The organism is Solibacillus sp. FSL R7-0682, from assembly GCF_038005985.1.
Taxonomy (GTDB): Bacteria; Bacillota; Bacilli; order Bacillales_A; family Planococcaceae; genus Solibacillus.
Window position 1 is genome coordinate 3,467,420 of sequence record NZ_JBBOUI010000001.1, and the last position, 16,579, is coordinate 3,483,998.

At 37.5% G+C, this 16,579-nt stretch carries 19 protein-coding genes; 8 read left to right on the top strand and 11 right to left on the bottom strand.

The genetic code is table 11. The features are described from left to right. Positions 1-166 precede the first annotated feature (166 nt). Positions 167-391 carry a DUF1450 domain-containing protein gene (locus MKZ17_RS17415; RefSeq protein ID WP_008404549.1) on the bottom strand — a complete coding sequence of 75 codons (225 nt, stop codon included), beginning with the start codon at positions 389-391 and terminating at the stop codon, positions 167-169. Between the two features lie 234 nt (positions 392-625). Between MKZ17_RS17415 and MKZ17_RS17420 the strand changes: the two genes are divergently transcribed. After that, positions 626-1,270, top strand: a complete 645-nt coding sequence (locus MKZ17_RS17420) for an RsfA family transcriptional regulator (RefSeq protein ID WP_340725001.1) — start codon at positions 626-628, stop codon at positions 1,268-1,270. Positions 1,271-1,299: 29 nt separating this feature from the next. Here MKZ17_RS17420 and MKZ17_RS17425 read toward each other — a convergent pair whose 3' ends face one another. Further along, positions 1,300-2,124 (bottom strand): lipoate--protein ligase family protein, encoded by an 825-nt coding sequence (locus MKZ17_RS17425; RefSeq protein WP_340725002.1) that lies wholly within the window; start codon positions 2,122-2,124, stop codon positions 1,300-1,302. A gap of 161 nt (positions 2,125-2,285) precedes the next feature. Here MKZ17_RS17425 and hemQ point away from each other — a divergent pair, with 161 nt between their 5' ends. Then, positions 2,286-3,023 (top strand): hydrogen peroxide-dependent heme synthase, encoded by a 738-nt coding sequence (hemQ, locus tag MKZ17_RS17430; RefSeq protein ID WP_340725003.1) that lies wholly within the window; start codon positions 2,286-2,288, stop codon positions 3,021-3,023. A gap of 105 nt (positions 3,024-3,128) precedes the next feature. Here hemQ and MKZ17_RS17435 read toward each other — a convergent pair whose 3' ends face one another. Then, positions 3,129-3,302, bottom strand: a complete 174-nt coding sequence (locus tag MKZ17_RS17435; protein ID WP_340725004.1) for a hypothetical protein — start codon at positions 3,300-3,302, stop codon at positions 3,129-3,131. Positions 3,303-3,955: 653 nt separating this feature from the next. Between MKZ17_RS17435 and gerQ the strand changes: the two genes are divergently transcribed. Further along, a complete protein-coding gene (gerQ, locus tag MKZ17_RS17440; RefSeq protein ID WP_340725005.1) occupies positions 3,956-4,267 on the top strand; it encodes a spore coat protein GerQ in 312 nt (103 codons plus the stop codon). A gap of 227 nt (positions 4,268-4,494) precedes the next feature. Here gerQ and MKZ17_RS17445 read toward each other — a convergent pair whose 3' ends face one another. The 6 genes from MKZ17_RS17445 to MKZ17_RS17470 all read right to left on the bottom strand — a co-directional run bounded on the left by MKZ17_RS17445 (position 4,495) and on the right by MKZ17_RS17470 (position 9,240). Further along, positions 4,495-6,186: a methyl-accepting chemotaxis protein gene (locus MKZ17_RS17445; protein WP_340725006.1), complete on the bottom strand. Its 1,692-nt coding sequence runs from the start codon at positions 6,184-6,186 to the stop codon at positions 4,495-4,497. 29 nt (positions 6,187-6,215) lie between these two features. Further along, complete coding sequence (locus MKZ17_RS17450) at positions 6,216-7,415, bottom strand: M20 family metallopeptidase (RefSeq protein WP_340725007.1); 1,200 nt, start codon at positions 7,413-7,415, stop codon at positions 6,216-6,218. Between the two features lie 144 nt (positions 7,416-7,559). Beyond that, a complete protein-coding gene (locus MKZ17_RS17455) occupies positions 7,560-7,937 on the bottom strand; it encodes a DUF423 domain-containing protein (protein ID WP_340725008.1) in 378 nt (125 codons plus the stop codon). 21 nt (positions 7,938-7,958) lie between these two features. Continuing rightward, positions 7,959-8,249 (bottom strand): YwdI family protein, encoded by a 291-nt coding sequence (locus MKZ17_RS17460; RefSeq protein WP_340725009.1) that lies wholly within the window; start codon positions 8,247-8,249, stop codon positions 7,959-7,961. Beyond that, positions 8,246-8,422: a uracil-DNA glycosylase gene (locus tag MKZ17_RS17465; RefSeq protein WP_340725010.1), complete on the bottom strand. Its 177-nt coding sequence runs from the start codon at positions 8,420-8,422 to the stop codon at positions 8,246-8,248. The genes MKZ17_RS17460 and MKZ17_RS17465 overlap by 4 nt, the downstream gene beginning before the upstream one ends. Positions 8,423-8,535: 113 nt before the next feature. Continuing rightward, positions 8,536-9,240: a uracil-DNA glycosylase gene (locus MKZ17_RS17470; RefSeq protein WP_340725011.1), complete on the bottom strand. Its 705-nt coding sequence runs from the start codon at positions 9,238-9,240 to the stop codon at positions 8,536-8,538. A 188-nt stretch (positions 9,241-9,428) separates the two neighbouring features. On the opposite strand from MKZ17_RS17470, the gene thiD reads away from it, so the two are divergent. The 5 genes from thiD to ilvA all read left to right on the top strand — a co-directional run bounded on the left by thiD (position 9,429) and on the right by ilvA (position 14,520). After that, the gene (thiD, locus tag MKZ17_RS17475; RefSeq protein ID WP_340725012.1) at positions 9,429-10,277 is read left to right on the top strand and encodes a bifunctional hydroxymethylpyrimidine kinase/phosphomethylpyrimidine kinase; all 849 of its coding nucleotides are present in this window, start codon (positions 9,429-9,431) and stop codon (positions 10,275-10,277) included. A 110-nt stretch (positions 10,278-10,387) separates the two neighbouring features. After that, the gene (locus tag MKZ17_RS17480; protein WP_340725013.1) at positions 10,388-10,738 is read left to right on the top strand and encodes a YojF family protein; all 351 of its coding nucleotides are present in this window, start codon (positions 10,388-10,390) and stop codon (positions 10,736-10,738) included. Positions 10,739-10,751: 13 nt separating this feature from the next. Next, entirely contained in the window at positions 10,752-11,429 is a 678-nt protein-coding gene (gene bshB2, locus MKZ17_RS17485) for a bacillithiol biosynthesis deacetylase BshB2 (protein WP_340725014.1), read from the top strand. Between the two features lie 284 nt (positions 11,430-11,713). Continuing rightward, positions 11,714-13,066, top strand: a complete 1,353-nt coding sequence (locus MKZ17_RS17490) for a YjiH family protein (RefSeq protein WP_340725015.1) — start codon at positions 11,714-11,716, stop codon at positions 13,064-13,066. 191 nt (positions 13,067-13,257) lie between these two features. Then, positions 13,258-14,520: a threonine ammonia-lyase IlvA gene (ilvA, locus tag MKZ17_RS17495; protein WP_340725016.1), complete on the top strand. Its 1,263-nt coding sequence runs from the start codon at positions 13,258-13,260 to the stop codon at positions 14,518-14,520. Between the two features lie 213 nt (positions 14,521-14,733). On the opposite strand, the gene MKZ17_RS17500 is transcribed toward ilvA, so the two are convergent. Then, positions 14,734-15,528: an ABC transporter ATP-binding protein gene (locus MKZ17_RS17500; protein ID WP_340725017.1), complete on the bottom strand. Its 795-nt coding sequence runs from the start codon at positions 15,526-15,528 to the stop codon at positions 14,734-14,736. Beyond that, a complete protein-coding gene (locus tag MKZ17_RS17505) occupies positions 15,521-16,564 on the bottom strand; it encodes an ABC transporter permease (protein WP_340725018.1) in 1,044 nt (347 codons plus the stop codon). The genes MKZ17_RS17500 and MKZ17_RS17505 overlap by 8 nt, the downstream gene beginning before the upstream one ends. Positions 16,565-16,579: the final 15 nt, after the last annotated feature.

A 16,579-nucleotide genomic window follows, 5' to 3' on the forward strand; every position in this document is an offset into this window, starting at 1 on the left:
TTTACGAGTATCTAAATCCCAGCGACACAGCTCTGTTTCCATTTAAAGCTAAAGAAAGCTAGATGTATAGGCTGAAATAGTCACTTCCTGTAAAAGGACAAATTAGTGATAGCTAAATCATCTTCGAGACGAGGTACCCGAAAATCATTGAAGTTTCACTTATCTGTTACTTTTTTAATTTGTCTAGTACCTTTACCATTAACTCCTCTTCAGTTAATGCGGCTACTGGACGATTATTGACGAATGTAAATGTTTTTTTGCGGCCAGGACCACAATATGAATGACAGCCAATTTCAATCGTTGCTTCTGGATCAATTTCTTTTAATTTTGGAATTAACGTTTTTAAATTAACGGCCTGACATTCATCGCAAACGTGGAATAAGTTTGCCATAGTGTCAACACCCCTTCTATTTTAATTTATTCTATCTTTTTAAACCTACGTGATATTGTATCGCATAGTAAGGTCTCCCTTCAAGCAAAATACTAGTATTTCCGTCAAATGTCTGATAGGTACAAAAATATTCATAAGTCTAGTAACAGATTGCGATTCATTGAATAAATTTCTCCTTGCTTGGACATGATAGATTTGAACAACCAAACTATGAACATGTCAGGAGGTAATGTTATGACAAAAGTTAGACAAGATGCTTGGGTAAGAGAAAATGATGAATTACTTGCAGAAGCAGTTATTCGTCATGTAAAGGAAGGTAGTACTCAATTAAATGCCTTTGAGGAAGCAAGTGATTTATTAAATCGTACAGCTGCGGCTTGTGGTTTCCGCTGGAATGCGGTAGTACGTCGCCTTTATGAGCAAGAATTAGCTCAGGCTAAAAAAGAACGCAAGGAAAGAATGCGTGTATTAAATGCGGCAACGAAACGTCGCAACAATCCATTATACTTACTACCAACAACTGAGGAAGAACCAACTTCCATTCCACTATCGGCACTTTCACTAGATATTGTTATTGCTTATCTAGTAAGGTTGCAACATACGAACGTAGCAGAACAAGATGCAGTAAAATGGCGTAAATTAACAAATCTTTTATCTGATCAAAAACAACAATTGGAGCATCAAATTGCCCAACTCCAAAAGGAAAATAAAGCGCTTAAAGAAGATTACGAGCAATTCGTTTCGATTATGAATCGTGCGCGACGCCTCGTAACACTTGAAACAGAAGATGAACGTGTCGCGCCAACATTCAAAATGGAGAAAAACGGAAATCTTGTAACGCAAATTCCAACTAATGAAACAGGCGAAGTGCATTTATAGCACCTCGCCTTTTTTCCTGCTTTAATTGTTTAACGTAGCATGGATTGGTTGCGCTTCAGGACACGTTCTAAATAAAATTGATACATTTCCATCTCAGCCTGTTCTAATGGCAATTCAAATACTCGCCCGTTCCACTTCTTAAGAAGCTGACGAATACGTTCATTCACCTGTGGGACAGTAATTGCTTGTCCTGTTAACTCTTGTAGTGACGCCATTACTTGAGGATCGATGACTGGATAGTTGAATTTTGTTTCTTCCCCTTGTAAGCCTACATCATAAAATTTTTGAATAAGCTTTGCTCGTTCACTGCCACTACCTTCTACACCTAAATATATTTGAACTGCTACGCCATTTTTCATCCGACGCTGTGAAATTCCAGCAAATTTTTTGCCATTAATACTTAAATCATATGAACCTGGGCAATACGATCCAACAATTTCATAAGCTTCGATTTTACTTGCAATCTCAGGAAAAATAAGCCGAATAAAATCGACCATTCTATCAAAGGCAGCGTTAATACTTATTGGTTGATCCTCGCTTAACACAATGGAAATATTTAAAATCCCTGCATCTAATACGACCGCTAATCCACCTGAATTTCGTACAATGGGATGATAACCATGTGCAATTAATGCGTCCATCCCTTCGTCAATGTGTGGAAGCCTATGATCTTGAATACCTAGAACGACCGCATCATGGTGCACCCATGTACGAATCGTTGCATTACTTAAATGTTGACCAATTAAATGGCAAAGCGTATCATCCATTGCGAATGATTCTAATGGAGAGCGCTTATTCGCACTAATCGATTGATCAATAAAGCGCCATGTTGTTTGCTCAAAAATTTCACTCATAATTTTAACTCCTACTCGGCTATTTCTTAATTAAGCATAACGTAAATGAAAGTCATGTCAAATTCGTGAATTCGCGAATTATCCAAACACTATTCGATTTTTTTAAAGGCTTTTGTGCTAAACTAATTGTGAATCATTTTCAATTAAGGAGTGTATAAAAAATGAATGAAGCAGCAATTACTTTAGATGGCTGGTATGCGCTACATGAATTCCGCTCAATTGACTGGGCATCATGGAAGCTTGTTTCAGCTGAAGAGCGTGAAGCCGCGACAAAAGAATTTATCGAATACTTAGAAGCATTAAATGAAGAAACAGGTTCAAATGCATTTTATTCAATTATCGGTCAAAAAGCCGATTTCATGATTATGACATTACGTGAAACACCAGAAGAGTTAAACGAAGTGGAAACAAAATTTGCTAAATTAGCGATTGCAGACTTCACAATCCCGACTTATTCTTATGTTTCAGTAGTAGAATTATCAAACTATTTAGCAGGTCAGTCAGATGAAGACCCATACCAAAACCCACATGTACGTGCGCGTTTATATCCTGAATTACCAAAATCAAAATACGTTTGCTTCTATCCAATGGATAAAAAGCGTGAGGGTAATGATAACTGGTACATGCTTTCAATGGAAGATCGTAAAAAATTAATGTACGCTCACGGTCTAATCGGGCGTAGCTATGCAGGCAAAATTAAGCAAATTATTACGGGCTCTGTTGGTTTAGACGACCATGAGTGGGGTGTAACATTATTCTCTGATGATATGCTACAATTCAAGAAAATCGTATATGAGATGCGCTTTGATGAAGTATCTGCTCGTTATGGAGAGTTCGGGGAGTTCCTAGTTGGGAACTTGTTAGACAACGAAAAATTACAAAAATTATTAGCAGTTTAAATTTTACTCTTATTACAAGAAGGCCTCGGTGCATTAGTGCATGATGCCTTCTTTTATTTACTATTTTTTAAAAAAGAAATAGGTGAGCTTTTTAAATCACTCACCTTAGCTTGTATGATCATCCGGTAACTTCAAAATTAAAATTATCGTATTAATAAAAAATCCTATGACGATAAGGATAATAAATAAAAACCAATGAAGTGGTTGCTTGTAAAAGGCTGCAACTCCAAATGATAGGATGGCGCTGAAAATTATTCCAAACCATACGCCCAATTTCATGTTCCTTCACTCCTCAAGATTTCTATTCACACAAGGCAACGATTCTCTAGTCTCTTTACATTCCATGATAAAATTCTACATATTTCTTACATAATTAGGCTAAGTATATACACTAACAATGAAAATATACGTTACAATATATCATCATTTTTCGACACATGCATATACTGTACCTAAAGGAGGTTATACATTCGCCTGTCGTTCAAACTAATGATAAGCATTTATCCCTCCTTGCCCGATTCATGCGTGCGGTAACTGAATGAGACGGTGAATTAAGCAAGCTGATGATCGGCAATGTCGGTGTAATCGTCTAATTGTAAATTGCCTTGAGATTATGTTAGTAGCAATCTTGAGCAAATGGTAATTCAGCGACTAGGTGGATTTGAGGCCACAATCAAAAGCTATTTTTATTTTCAGCACGTCCACAAAAGGAATAAGTTTAACGGCGTGTATCAGGGAGGTGTTTCCACCCTACAACGATGTCACCTTAGTTTTTGACCTAAAGGCATATAGCCCTTACCCAGGTTCTACGGACAGTGGAAACAAAAGCTTTTTAAAGCACATTCTTTCATGTGCAAACTACATCTAATTGCTTGGAAGTATAATTTTCTTTTAGAAAGGATGCAATTTTGACTTATTACTGGACTTCTCCGATGCAACAAATGACTCCTTCTGGGGTACCAATTCCTTCAAATTTACAAGGCGCAGCCATCCCGCGTGAAGAATCCTATATTGAAAATATATTACGATTAAATCGCGGGAAACCAGGGACATTTTATTTTTCGTTTGATAATGCAGTAGCCGGAAGCAACACGAGAGCGGTAAGAGGCGTTGTTGAAGCTGCAGGTCGTGATCACGTTATTTTGCGTGAGTTAAAAAACAATCACCGTTTCTTATTCCCAATGATTTATTTTGATTATGCAGAATTTGATGAAGAGCTTAGCTATTTTACACAAACACCTTAAGACAAAAAAGCTAAAGAAAACGTTCAGCTCTGACAGACAATAAATCATCATCCAGACGGACTTTTGTAAGATGAGCCGAGATGTCCGAGGAGCTGGCGTATAGTTTGGGCGCAGACTGTACTACATTCTCAATCTATCCATAATGCAAAGTATTATTTCTCAAACACATAAAAAATCATCCTTTCGCTTTTTTTGAAAGGATGATTTTTCTTGTTACTAGCGTACTTCTAGCGTACTTTAAATTGTTGAATTTCATTTTGTAATTCGTTTGCGCTGGAGCTTAAAGTAATCGCTACTGCATTGATCTGTTGCATTGTTGCAGATTGCTCCTCAACCGTCGCAGCAATCATTTCTAAGTTGTTACTTGATTCACTAGAACCATTTGCAATTTCATTTACTGAGGCTGTTACTTCTTCCGCACTTGCCGAAAGTTGTTCAGATGTTGCTGAAATTTCTTGAATTTGTGCTGTCATTAAATTAACTGCTTGAGCAATCGAAGTGAATGAGTCTCCCGCTTCTGTAATTATTTGGACACCGTCTTGTACAGACATTAAAGATTCGGAAACAGCACGTTCAACATTTTCAGTATCTGCTTTTATTTCCATCGTTAAGTTAACAATTGAGTTCGCAGAGTTTTTAGATTCCTCTGCTAGCTTTCTCACTTCATCTGCTACAACGGCAAACCCTTTTCCATGCTCACCTGCACGCGCTGCTTCTATTGCAGCATTTAATGCTAATAAATTTGTTTGATCTGTAATACCCGTAATCACTTGTGAAATATTGTTAATTTCCTCTGTTTGCTGAGCTAACTTTTGTACTAACGCATTTACTGAATTTGTAGAGGAATTGATAATATTCATTTGATTTTTTGCTTGAACAATAATGTCTCCACCATTCGTTGCAGTATGGGATGCATCAAGAGATTTTGAATGTAGCATTTGCGTTGCCTCTGCAATACGTTGGACTCCCGCTGCCGTCTCCTCCATTGCTCGTGCACTTTCAGTTGAAGCCTGCGCTGAAACTTTTGCATTCAAAGAAGTTGTCTCAACTCGCATCGTCACTTCTTCAGTTGTAGCAGAAATTTCTTCTGTACTTGCTGAAAGTTGCTGTGCAGATGCACTTAACTGCTCTGTATTCGATTGAATATTTTTAATTAAACCAGATAAGTTATTCTTCATTAAATTGAAGGCAACACCTAATTGACCAATCTCATCTTTCGTTTTCACATGAATATCATCCTCGGATAAGTCCCCATTTGCAATAATATTCGCTTCCCTTACAACCATTTTTAATGGGCTAATAATCATTTTTCGGATGTATTGAATTACAACAACTGCAATAATGACACTTAATACTAATGAAATAATAGCAATAATTTTTGTTAATGTAATCGCGCCATTCGTTGCATTTTTTATGCTTGCTAATTGTTCCTCCTGGTATGTAACAATTTGCGATGCTACATCTAAAATACCGTTATTTGCATCACGTAGTTTCGTATTAATAAAGCCATTCGCTAATCTCTCTTCTCCACGATTGTATGCATCCATCATGTCTAATGAACCATTAATAAATGCTTTATTAAATTTATGTATTTCTTCTATATAACCAACCATTATCGTATTGTTCTTTGCTAGTTCCTCTAATTGTGCTATTTCTTCGCTTACAAGTGCTTGATACGCTTCAAAATTTTTAATACTTTCATCAGTTCCATCTAACACAACTGCACGGGCATACAACCCTTGCATCGCCACCGTGTAACGAATTTGATCGACTGCACGAATTTGCTCAACACGATCATTTAATGCTTCATCTGTCTTACTTTCAATATTGCTCAAACTTGTAAAATTGATACCTACTGTTAACAATAGCAATGCTATCATCGAATAAAAGGCTACATTTAATTTTGCTCCAACACTCATTTTATTACTTCCTTTCTTTAATTCTATTTTTAAGTTGATTTCGTTGCTTCTTCAGAATATTGCTCCAAATATTGCACTGTAGCTGTACCTAATAGTTGTGCAGCGATTAACATCGCTCGCTCATCGAAATTAAATTTTGCGTGATGATGTGGATAAACTTGTTCCCATTCAGGATTTTTAGCTCCTGTAAAGAAAAATGTTCCAGGAACATGTTGCATGTAGTAGCCGAAATCTTCACCTATCATAAATGGTGAGCAAACTGTCACTTTTTCTACAGATTGGATTTGCTCAGCGATTTGTGCAACAAATTGTGTATCCTTGTCATGGTTTATAACTGGCGGATAGCCATCAAAATAAGCAAAATCATAAGTTGCATGCATCCCTAAACATGTTGCGTTTAATAACGTTTCAATTTCTTCTTTTACTTGCAGACGAACTTGTTCATCAAATGCACGTACCGTTCCTTGAATTTTCACCGTATCTGCAATAACATTGAACGGATTAATTGCTTCAAAATGCCCTACTGTAACTACTGCTGATTGCAGTGGCGCTACTCTTCTTGATACAAGTGTCTGTAGCTGTGTGACAAAATGAGCACCTACGACAATGGCATCTACTGAATGCTGTGGTTCTGCACCGTGACCACCTTTTCCTTGAATGACAATTTCAAAACGATCTGCTGCAGCCATAATGGCCCCTTCTCGTACAAGTACTTCTCCAAGTGGTGTAGGTGCCCATAAATGCGTACCAAAAATAACATCAACTCCATCTAAGCAACCATCCTCAATCATTGCTTTAGCTCCACCTGGCGCAAGCTCCTCTGCATGCTGATGGATAAATACAATATTGCCTGTTACCTCTTCACGCATTTCCGCTAGTACTTTTGCAAGAACCAATAAAGTAGCTGTATGCCCATCATGACCGCACGCATGCATAATGCCATCATTTTTTGATTTATAGGGCACATCATTAAGCTCTTGAATGGCTAATCCGTCAAAATCTGCACGTAATGCAACCGTTTTGCCTGGCTTTGCACCACGTAATGTTGCAACAACACCTCGGCCACCAACCTGTTCTTGTACCTCTAATCCAAGCTCTCGATGAAACTTTGCAATATACGCAGGTGTAAGTACCTCTTCATGAGATAGTTCTGGGTACTCATGTAAATAACGGCGAATCACTACCATTTCCTCGAAACTTTGGTGTAATTTTGTTAATAATTGGTCCATTTGATTCCCACCTTCACTAGATTACTTTATAACTATACAATAAATTTTGATAATTTAGAAAAAAGTTTTGCTTTTTTTTGAAAATTCTATTTAAAGAATCAAAAAAACATATACTTCAAAAGAAAATATATGTTTCTTTACTATTTATGCTTTTTTAATCGCTGTTAAAATAATCATCGTCCAACCTATTAAAAATAGAACCCCACCGATTGGAGTAATTGCGCCTAATACGCCAATTCCTGTTAACGCTAAAACTATTAAGCTTCCTGAAAAGAAGACTATCCCGACATTAAAGCAAATCATGGCAATTTTTAATTGCTTAACTTCTCCGAAAATCGCTTTTGACATTAAAATACCTACTAAAATAATCGCTACTGCATGGAACATTTGATATTGAATCGCAGTATCCCAAATAGTTGCACTATAATCATCTAATACGTCTTCCAATGCATGTGCTGCAAATGCACCAAGTGCTACTGCTAGAAAGCCTTGTATAGCACCAGAAATAATTGAACTCTTCACTTGTTATCCCTCACTTTATTGTTAAAAATCAAATAACGATTCCCCATTGGCATCGTCTTCATCAAGCTTTTGCGACGAATTTAATAAAGGCTGTGCAAATGTTGAAGCAATTACTGAATTTGAATTAACAACATTCATCGCACCAGTTATTACTTGAGATTTTGTTGCTTGTGTATTCTTTTGAACTAAAACAACATCACATAAAGCCCGAATTGCAGTAAGCTGTTCACGAACATATTGCTCATTTGTAGACTTGCTTGCTTCTATTGCAAGCTTTTCAATTTGCTCAACGATTGTATTGTATGTAATCACCTTTGCCCCTCCCTATTTTTTTGCACGAATTTTAAGCAATCCATACCAGAAGATTGTTTTACTACAACAGATGGCAGCTGCTTTGTTTTAAAGCCATATGCTGAGCATCCACGAGGATTATGTTGATCCCAAGTGACTCGGAAGTATTGACATTTAAAGCAATCTACATTCATCAGCTGCTCCCTCTCTTTCAATAATCACTTTACCATGCTTTATACAAAAAGTTTAGCCTGTTTACTTAACCAATTATGCTTTGGCTTATCTCAGTTCAGATTCATTTTCTTCTTTATAATAGTAGTTCACTTTTACTGTAAGATGGTAAACACCAATCGATTGGTATTTCACCAAATGACATCAATGCGTCATTTACCTTTGAATAAGGTTTACTTCCAAAAAAGCCTCGATAGGCACTTAACGGACTCGGATGAGGTGCTTCTATAATGATATGTGCATTATTATAGCGTTTGATGATTGAACGCTTACTTTGTGCTGGTTTTCCCCATAATAAAAAGACAACTGGCTTTTCGCGCTTTGCTAAAATTTCTATAATGACATCGGTAAATTGCTCCCAGCCTTGTCCCTTATGAGAATTGGCTTCCCCAGCACGTACCGTTAATACGGTATTTAGTAGAAGAACACCTTGTTTTGCCCAATGTGTTAAATCGCCATCCTCTGGTATGGCACAACCAATATCCTCTTGTAATTCCTTCATCATATTTTTTAAGCTTGGCGGTAATTTTTGCCCAGCCAAAACAGAAAAGCTTAGTCCGTGCGCTTGATTTGGTCCATGATATGGATCTTGCCCTAACAACACGACCTTCACATCATCATAATTCGTTAATTGCAATGCATGTAAAATATGTTCCCGTTTTGGATAGATTGTCTCTGTGTTATATTGATCGTTTAAATAATGCTGCAATTTTTCATAATAAGCATATGTTGTTTGTTGTCTTAATAAGTCATTCCAACGATTTGTTATCATTTCAATCATATTTTCACCTCTCTACAAACGTAGACAAATTTCCCGGGAAATTCAAGTGTAAAGTAAGGTATCAACTAGTCCTGGAATCGAATCTGACCATACAGAATTTTTATTTTGTGACTATTTTTATATAGTCAGTAACACGCTATACTAAACAAAACTATTATTCGAATTTTCACTTTAAGGAGAAATGCTTTATGACATTAAAAAAGACATTAACGATTGCTGGTTCTGATACATCTGCTGGTGCTGGAATGCAAGCAGATTTAAAAGCTTTTCAAGAGCATGGAACATATGGGATGGTCGCGTTAACTGTTGTTGTAACAATGGATCCGAAAAATTGGAGCCATAGTGTAACACCATTACCAACTGAGCTTTTACAAAAACAAATTGACACAGCCCTTTCTACAGGTGTAGATGCGATTAAAACAGGAATGCTGTCGACTGAGGAAATTATTAAAATTGCATCTGACGCTATTCAAAAGTCAGGTACGGACAAAGTAGTAATTGATCCGGTTATGATTTGTAAAGGGGACGATGAAGTATTAAACCCTGGTAATACAACTGCTATGGTGGATTATTTACTCCCTTACGCAACGGTGGTAACACCAAATTTATTCGAAGCTGGGCAACTTGCCGGAACAGGTACACCCAAAACAATTGAAGAAATGCAATTTGCCGCAAAAAAAATTCATGCATTAGGCGCGAAAAATGTTGTCATTAAAGGTGGTAAAGCACTAGCGCATGATAAAGCAGTAGATTTATTCTTTGACGGTGAACAATTTAAATTATTAGCTACTGAAAAAGTAGCTTCTACGTATAATCACGGTGCTGGCTGTACATTTGCCGCTAGTGTTTGTGCCAACTTAGCAAATGGGCTTTCAGTTGAAGAAGCAGTTATTGAAGCAAAAGAGTTTGTTTCAGCTGCTATTAAACACGGCTGGGCATTAAATGACCATGTCGGCCCTGTCATGCACGGTGCCAAACCTCGATTTGGTGCTCCAGAAGTAACTGTGACAACCCTTCCTAATCATGTAAACGCATAAATTTTTTGCCTGTCACACAAGAAATATTCATCTTGTGTGACTTTTTCTTTTCATCCTTTGACAAGTTTTACTATACTTATTATTAATATGATTCGAAAGGAGAATTAGAGATGAAGGAAGTTAATACTCAAGTGCTCCAAGAATTACTGAATTCTTTTGCAAACAAAGACGTCTATATTCATCTAGAAACTACAAACGGTTCTTATGCAACTCATTATAATGAGCAATTTTTCAATGCAGGTGCATTTATTCGGAATGTCAAATTACGCTATGAATTAGGAAAGGTCGTTGGTGATGCACCTCACCGTGTCGGATTAAAGATGGAACACGGCTGGGTGTATGCACAGGGCATTACGCATTTTGAATTAGACGATCAAGGTCGACTATTAATGGCCGGCTTAGACTTTACAGGAAAGCTTGCGGTCGCACTTGAAATTAGTGAAGCACCGTTTGCTTATTAAGGAGGACGAGAAAATGACTTTACAAGAAGAACGCCACGTTTTAGTTGTTTACCCTCATCCAGATGATGAAGCTTTTTCTGTTGCGGGTACTTTACGTATGTACCACAATATGGGCGTGCCTATTACATATGCTTGCTTAACATTAGGTGAGATGGGACGTAATTTAGGAAATCCCCCATTTGCAACCCGCGAATCTTTACCAGAAATTCGACGTAAGGAGCTTATTGCTGCCTGTGAAGCAATGGGAATTGAGGATTTACGTATGATGGGCTTACGTGACAAAACGATTGAATTTGAAGATGATGAAAAAATGGTACAGCTCGTGACAGACTTAATTAATGAACTAAATCCGTCATTAATTTTTACATTCCTTCCTGGCTTTGCTGTCCACCCAGATCATGAAGCAACTGGGCGTGCGGTTGTCGAAGCAGTCCGCAGAATTGACAAAGAAAAGCGCCCACGCATTTTAGCTTGCGCCTTTGCAAATGATACAGTTGAAAAAAATGGTGAACCCCATCTAACTATTGATATTCGTGCGGTAAAAAATGACAAAGTCAAAGCACTTCAAGCCCATGCTTCGCAAACTGCCTGGATGATGGCCGAAACTGCAAAACGTATTGATGACGGTGAAACTTTAACTGATAGTTGGTTAAACGTCGAGAAATTTTACAATATTACGTTCAATGACTAATTGAATATTTATTATTTATGAGAGATTATTGACGTTTACTTTCCGTCAATAATCCTTTTTTATGCAATACAATTCACTGTATTTTCATTCGCTATTATTGACTGAAAATCTTCAGAAATTCAAACTAAAATAGCATTCCTTCTATTATATTTTTCTACTTTATTCATTTTCTATTCATACAAAAAAATTGAAAAATTAGTCTTTAATTAAAATAGTAGACAACTGAATAATCTTCGTTTTATAGTGTATAAATATTCAAGAAAACGATAATGAGGTTACGATAGATGAAAACAAAATTTTCTTTATACACATGGTCCCTCTTCCTTATACTTTCTGCTTTAGGAGTATTTTTATTTATTACTCCAGTTAGTACAGAAAATGGAATGAAGGTACCTATCGCCATTCTTGCTAACATGCTTGCAGGAAAAGTGGAACCAATTATTCATTGGTTCGCGTTTATTACTTTTATTATTGCAGCGGTTGGGTCTGTCGTGTTGCAATTCGTACCACAAAAAGGCCCACGTACATTAATTGATTCATTATTCCGTGTCAATTGGTTCTGGACAACGATGCGCGTACTTGCAGTCATTTTTGCTGGTATGTATATTTTCCAAGTTGGACCAGAGAGCTTAACGAGTGACGTTACAACGGGTGTACTAATTGATCCTTCTGCGGGTTTAGTGACATTTATGTTTGTCTTGTTCCTTTTTGCTGGATTACTTTTACCATTATTAACAGACTTCGGTTTACTTGAATTTTTTGGTTCAATGATGGTAAAAATTATGCGTCCAATCTTTAAAATCCCAGGCCGTTCTGCCATTGACTGTTTAGCATCTTGGGTTGGTGATGGTACGATTGGCGTTCTATTAACAAGTAAGCAGTACGAAGAAAAAAGCTATACTGGCCGTGAAGCTGCAACGATTGCGACAACATTCTCGGTCGTTTCAATTACGTTCTGCTTAGTAGTTGTTGAAACAATCCGTATTGAAGATTACTTCCTTGAGTTTTATGCATCTGTCATTTTCACAGGTATATTATTAGCAGTCATTATGCCACGTATTTATCCATTAAAGCACAAAGCCGATACATTAATCGATGGTTCAACAGCGCCTGAAAATCGTGAAGAAGTTCAAGAAGGCTTTAACGTCTTTTCTTTTGGACTACACAACGCTTTAACAAAAGCTGACGCCAACCGTAATTTAGGGAAAATGGTCAGCAATGGCTTTAAAAATGTTCTAGAAATGTGGTTTGCTGTTACACCTATCATTATGGCTTTCGGGACGATTGCTTTAGTGCTTGCTGAATTTACAAGCTTCTTCCGTATTTTAGGAATGCCATTTGAGCCAATTTTGGCACTTCTTCAAATTCCTGAAGCGGGTGAAGCAGCCCAAACTATGATCGTTGGATTCGCCGACATGCTACTCCCTTCAATTCTAGGATCTGGCATTGAATCAGAATTAACACGTTTCTTCATTGCAACGGTTTCTGTTACTCAGTTAATTTACATGTCAGAAGTCGGTGGATTAATTCTTGGTACGAAACTTCCTTTAAAAATATGGGATCTATTTGCCATTTTCTTAATCCGTACAATCATTTCAATTCCAGTAGTCGCGTTAATTGCGCACTTAATCTTTTAACTTAATGTAAGCTCTCCGTTCCCTTTTCTTAAGGAAACGGAGAGTTTTTTTGTTACTTTTTACTATCTGAAATCGGTTTCATGTTGACAATTCAACGAACTTTCATAATTTACTGAATTTTTACAACATTAAGAGGTGTTTTTATGGTAAACTAGTTTAATCTTTTGATAGACGACGGAGGTTACATGGAGATGGAAGTTGCACAACCGAAAACAATCGCGGTGGAAAACATTTTAATCGCCCACCATTTTTTAAAAGACGTGGTCGTTCATACACCGCTTCAATTAAATGATTATTTATCGGAAAAATATGGCGCAAAAATTTATTTTAAACGCGAGGATTTACAACACGTTCGTTCATTTAAATTACGTGGTGCCTATTATAAAATCAAAAAAATCGAGGAGCAAGCACGTGCATCAGGTGTTGTTTGTGCAAGTGCTGGCAACCATGCACAAGGTGTCGCATATGCGTGTGCGAAGCTAGAAATCCAAGCAACAATTTTCATGCCTAAAACGACACCAAAACAAAAAATCGATCAAGTGCGTATGTTTGGACGTAACTTTGTCGAAATTCAACTCGCTGGGGATACGTTTGATGACTCAGCAGCAAGTGCGCTTGACTATTGCGAGGCAGAAAACCGTATCTTCATTCACCCATTTGATGACTATGATGTCATGGCTGGTCAAGGAACGGTAGCAGTAGAAATTATGAATGATATTGAAGAGCCAATTGATTATGTATTCGGTAGTATTGGTGGCGGCGGTTTAATGTCTGGTGTTTCGGCATATATCAAAAATTTATCGCCTACAAGTCAAGTAATCGGTGTTGAACCAGCCGGTGCATCGAGTATGAAATCAGCCTTTAACAATGATGGCCCTATCGCGCTCGATTGGATTGATAAATTTGTCGACGGTGCTGCTGTAAAATGTGTCGGCCAAGATACGTATCAAGTTTGTCGGAATTATTTAGATGAAATTGTGACAGTACCAGAAGGTAAGGTATGCACAACCATTTTAGATTTATATAATAAGCATGCCATTATTGCAGAGCCTGCCGGAGCTTTGTCAGTCGCAGCTTTAGATTTTTACGCGGAGCAAATTCGCGGGAAATCTGTCGTCATCATTATTTCTGGTGGGAATAACGACATCGGACGTATGCAAGAAATAAAAGAACGGTCTCTTATTTATGAAGGCTTGCTACACTACTTCATCGTCAGCTTCCCACAACGTTCTGGTGCACTACGACAATTTTTAACATCGGTACTTGGACCAAACGATGACATTACAACCTTTGAATATACAAAGAAAAACAATAAAGAAAGTGGTCCAGCATTAGTTGGCATCGAAATCGGCCACCGAGATGATCGCGCAGGCTTGCTAGAACGTATGCGAGCAAATGGTTTTGAATATAAAGAAGTGAATAAAGATAGTACGCTGTTTGCATTATTAGTGTAAAGTATTGATCTACTCCCTTCAATGATAGGTAATACTCGATTAATGATTCATATTATTGTTTTGTACTTTAAAGAATTAAATCACAACCTTACCCCTTATCCCTGCATGATTCCCTTGCTCACTCAAAACACATTACTCTACTAAAAATCATCCTCACACTCTCAAAAAAAGACTTTGCAAGCAACAACTCTTGCAAAGTCTTTCCATAATTATTTATCCTAGTAACGTTCGGTCTGAGTTCATTTTTTCTCCACGGATGTGTTCGAATTCGGCCATTAAATCTGGAATTGTTAAGTCTGGCTTACGATCCTCGCCGACTTCTAAAATAATTTGACCTTTATCCATCATAATTAAACGATTTCCTAAGTCGAGTGCCTGCTGCATATTGTGTGTGACCATTAATGTTGTTAATTGACTTTCCTCAACAAGCTCTTTCGTTAAGTTCGTAATTAACTCTGCTCGGGATGGGTCTAGTGCAGCAGTATGCTCATCAAGCAGCAAAATCGATGGGTTCGTGAATGTTGCCATTAATAAGCTTAGTGCTTGGCGTTCTCCACCAGATAACAGGCCTACCTTAGCAGAAAGTCGATTTTCTAAATTTAAATGTAGTTTTTCTAGGGACGTTTTGAAAAACTCACGGCGCTTTTTATCGACACCAATGCGAAGGCCGCGCTTTGCATTACGAGAGTACGCGATGGCTAAATTTTCTTCAATCGTCATTGTTGGCGCTGTTCCAGCCATTGGATCTTGGAAAACGCGCCCGATATGCACCGCTCGTTTATATTCAGGTAGACGGGTTAAATCGTTTCCGTCAATCGATACTGATCCATAATCCGGCGTTAAAGCTCCTGAAATCATGTTCATCATTGTTGATTTCCCAGCACCGTTACTCCCAATAATTGTGACAAAATCGCCTGGCGCTAAATGTAAGTGTATATTATCTAACGCAATTTTTTCGTCTGGTGTACCTTCGTTGAATACTTTGTTAATGCCGTCTAATTTAAGCAAGGCCATTCCCCCCTTGCTCCATATCTAATTGTTTTGTTTTTTGCATCGCAAGACGTTCTTCTAATCGCTTTGCTTTACGTTTTTTTTCTTTTTGCTTATTTAATACTTGTGGAATAATTAAAGCCAAAATAACAATGATTGCTGTAATAAGCTTCATATCTCCCGTATCTAACCAGCCAACACGCAATGCTAGCGCATAAATTAAGCGGTAAATCACTGCGCCCGCAATGACTGCAAAGGTTGTGCGAACAATTGATTTTGTACCGAAAATGGCTTCACCAATAATAACGGATGCAAGACCAACAACAATCATCCCAATACCAAGACCAATATCTGCAAACTTTGTATATTGTGCAATTAATGCTCCTGCTAAAGCAACCATCCCGTTTGATAAACCTAATCCTAAAATAATTAATGAGTCTGTATTCGCAGAGAAGCTACGAATCATACGCTTGTTATCTCCCGTTGCACGAATAGCTAAGCCAACTTCTGTCTTTAAGAACCAATCTACAATTATTTTAATTATGAATGTCACAAAAAGCATAAGAATTAAAATGCCCCATGTTGTTGGGATTGTCTTTAAGCCGATTGCCGTTAATGTATTCGATAATACTTTATCAATACCTAAATTTGACCAAAAGCTAGCGAACATTGAAAACACTGTATCCGAATTTAAGAGAGGAATATTAGGACGAGTTACACCCGTATCAGAAGAAATCCCCATAATACGCAGGTTAATCGAATATAAAGCAATCATCATTAAAATCCCTGCAAGTAATGGATTAATTTTTCCTTTTGTGTGTAAAATTCCTGTCATACATCCAGCAATAAATCCAGCAACTGTTGCTACGATTGTCGCTAGTATCGGATTATAGCCAAGCACGATCATCATCGCTGCTGTGCCCGCACCCGTTACGAAGCTTCCATCAACTGTTAAATCCGGAAAATCTAACACTCGGAATGTTAAATATACACCAAGTGCCATAATTGCATAGATGATTCCTTGCTCCACTGAACCAAACAAAGCTGTAAACATCTCGAATCATCTCCT